This window comes from Roseibium album, from assembly GCF_001404515.1.
Taxonomy (GTDB): Bacteria; Pseudomonadota; Alphaproteobacteria; order Rhizobiales; family Stappiaceae; genus Roseibium; species Roseibium album.
Window position 1 is genome coordinate 1 of the sequence record NZ_CXWE01000025.1, and the last position, 2,733, is coordinate 2,733.

Annotated in this window: 2 protein-coding genes; both read right to left on the reverse strand. The window is 62.0% G+C overall.

All coding sequences use genetic code 11. The annotated features are described in order from the left end of the window. Positions 1 to 52: 52 nt before the first annotated feature. Positions 53 to 1,504, reverse strand: coding sequence for a phosphonoacetaldehyde dehydrogenase (gene phnY, locus LA5095_RS31670; protein ID WP_082465667.1), 1,452 nt, complete (start codon positions 1,502 to 1,504; stop codon positions 53 to 55). 1 nt (position 1,505) lies between these two features. Further along, on the reverse strand, positions 1,506 to 2,733 hold a 1,228-nt coding region (gene phnA, locus LA5095_RS31675; protein WP_055391967.1), incomplete at its 5' end, for a phosphonoacetate hydrolase.

The window sequence follows — 2,733 nt, forward strand, 5'->3', positions numbered from 1 at the left end:
AAAAAAAGAGCGAGGCCCTTTTGGCCTCGCAGTTTGGGGGGAACGTCCTTGTCTATCGAGGCCAGGGCAGGGAGTATGTCTTGACGTTTGTGAAGAATTTCATGGCTTCCAGAACGCCTTCCTTGACGGCATTGCCGCTGTCCTTGATGCCGCCGAAGGGGGACATCTCGATGCGGTAGCCCGGCTGCTCCCAGATGTTGCACGTGCCGACATTGAGACCGTTGATATAGGCGATGGCCCGGTTGAGGTCGTTGGTGCACACACCCGAGCTCAGGCCGAATTCGGTCGAGTTGGAAATCGCCATGACCTCCTCGTCATTGTCGGGAACACGAACGATCGGCACGATCGGGCCGAATGTCTCTTCCATGACCAGTTCCGAGCCGTGTGGAACCCTGTCCACCACGATCGGCGGCAGCAGGGCGCCCTGTCGGCCGGGATGATAAAGGATCTCGGCCCCTTCCTCAGCTGCCATCAGGACCCGCTTTTCGAACAGTTCGGCCGCCCGGGCATGGACCACGCAGCCGAGCTGGGTGTCCGGGTCCATCGGGTCGCCGAACTTTATCGCCCTGGCCTTTTCCAGGACCTTGGGAACGAAGCGGTCCGCGACGCTTTCCTGAACCAGGATACGCTTGACCGCGGTGCATCGCTGGCCGGAGTTGCCGGTCGCTCCGGCAACGGCAATCGTCGCGGCCTTTTCCAGGTCCGCATCGGACAGGTCGTTGAGGATGATCAGGGGGTCGTTGCCACCAAGCTCCAGCGCGGTCCGCTTGTAGCCGGCCTTGTCGGCGATCATCTTGCCCACCGGCACACCGCCGGTGAAGGTGATGATGTCGATGTTGTCGTTGGTGATCATTTCATCACCGATGTCCTTCGGCCAGCCGGTGACGATCTGGAACATTTCGTGCGGCAGGCCGGCCTCGTAGAGGATATCGGCCAGCGCGATTGCCGTCAGCGGGGTCAGCTCCGTCGGCTTGCAGACAACGCAGTTGTTGGTGGCGATCGCCGGGGCGATCTTGTGACTGACCATGTTGAGCGGATGGTTGAACGGCGTGATCGCCGATATCGCCCGCACCGGCTCGCGCTTGGTGAAGATCTTGCGGTCCTTGCCCTGGGGGGTCAGGTCGCAGGAAAAGATCTGGCCGTCATCCAGGATCGCCATCTGGCCGGCCAGGGTGAACACGTCATACGACCGGCCTGTCTCGTAGAGCGCATGCTGGTGGCAGATGCCCAGTTCCAGCGTCAGCCATTTTGCCAGCCAGTCGCGCTTCTCGCGGATCAGTTCGGCGGCGCGGAACAGGATCTGCTGGCGCTCGTAGCGGGTCAATACCGGTGTGTAGTCGGCTGCGATCTGGAACGCGCGCGCGGCGTGCCCGGCCCCTCCGGCCGGTACGGTTCCGATGATCTCGTCCGTATAGGGGTAATGTACGGGCACGACGTCGTCGGTGAACACCTTTTCACCGCCAATGCGCATGCCCTCGTTGCGGATTTCTACGTTGATGGTCATCTCACTGGGCCGCTGCTTTGGTTGCATAAAAGAAGGCGTCGAAATTGCGCAAGGTCGGAGCCTCCGGCAGTTCGATCTTGCGATTGACGATGAACGGGACCACCTGCTCGGTCAGCCCGCCGTGGCTTCTCAGGGGCTCCTTCAGCGCCGCAAGGTCGTGACGGTGCGCGGATGTGCCGATGCAGATGTTCTCGCCCGAGACCATCACCAGGTCGCCGATCCTGTCGCCCGGCAGCTCGAATTCCCGGATGGCCTCCTCCCTGGTCAGCACATGGGTGATGCCGTCGGTCGCGCGCAGCCTGGCAATGATGCCGGCCTGGTCGGCGCCCTCCGGCAGGTAGGTGGTGGCAAAGGAACCAAGAGCACCGTGGTGCACGACATAAGGGTCGGTGATCGGCAGGATCACACGGGCCTTGTCCTTGCCCAGCCAGTCGTCCATCAGGTCCTGTACATAGACGACGGCGGGGGAGCCGTCGGCCAGATGCTTCGGCTTCATACCGTGGTCGGCGGTGACAACGATGGCCGCGCCCAGCTCGTCCAGCTGTGCCAGGTACCTGTCGAACATGGCATAGAAGTCGAGCGCGCCCTGCTGGTCCGGAGCGAACTTGTGCTGAATGTAGTCGGTGGTCGACAGGTACATCACATCCGGCTTGAATTCCGTCAGGAGCTTCACCCCGGCGGCGAACACGAATTCCGACAGTTCGGCGGAGTAGACTTCCGGCACGTCCATGCCGAGCCACCTGGAGGCATCGTCGATGCCGTTTTCGGCAAGCGTTGCCTGATCGGACTTTTCCGAGGAGAAGCAGATCGCTCGGCCCTCGTCGAACTTCAACCCGGCACCCAGGAGCGCCCGCAGCTTGTCCTTGGCAGTCACCACGGCAACCCGGGCCCCGGCCTCGTAGAACCTGGAGAACAGCGTCGGCGCACGCAGGAAGCGCACGTCATTCATCATCACTTCCTCACCCGTATCCGGATCGATCAGGTAATTGCCGCAGATGCCGTGCACGATCGGCGGCCGGCCCGTGGCGATCGACAGGTTGTTGGGGTTCGTGAACGAGGGAATGACAGAATGCGCCAGCTTGTCCGTGCCTTCCGCCCGCATCCTCTTCAGCGTCGGCATCAGACCACGGGCAATCGCCACATCAAGATACTCCGGTTCGCAACCGTCGAGGCAGATCGAAACAGCCGCTACCTTCGGAGCAGGGTAAACACGCCCGTTTGCTTCAACG